This is a genomic window from Faecalibacterium sp. DFI.5.82 (assembly GCF_029076575.1).
Classification (GTDB): Bacteria; Bacillota; Clostridia; order Oscillospirales; family Ruminococcaceae; genus Faecalibacterium; species Faecalibacterium duncaniae.
Genome location: NZ_JARFIS010000723.1, coordinates 1 through 302, shown reverse-complemented (window position 1 = coordinate 302; position 302 = coordinate 1). Strand labels below are relative to the sequence as shown.

Here is a 302-nt window from a genome sequence, read left to right as displayed (position 1 = left end):
TTTGGAGAGCTGTTCGATACGCGTCTTTACCCGGCGGATCTCCGCAGTGTTGTTGGTAAGCTGGTAGCTTTCAAAGGGCCTCGGGTCGCTCCGCCAGTTTGCCGCCATGCTTGCTTTCATCTTTTCGATCTGGTCCGGCGACAGCAGCGCACAGCCATCCAGCTTGCCATGCTTGCGGTAATAGGCGTTGACCTCCTTCATAATGAGCTGGGAGAGTTCCAGCCCGTCCAGCTTCTTCTGGAGTTTTTCAATCGCTGCCGGGTCATCGGCGCTGATCCCGCCAATGCCGGTACTGCGTATCT

Annotated in this window: 1 pseudogene; it reads right to left on the bottom strand. The window is 56.6% G+C overall.

Going from position 1 to position 302, the window contains the following annotated elements:
- A pseudogene (locus P0G09_RS18620) lies at positions 1-302 on the bottom strand (hypothetical protein); the annotation flags it as partial.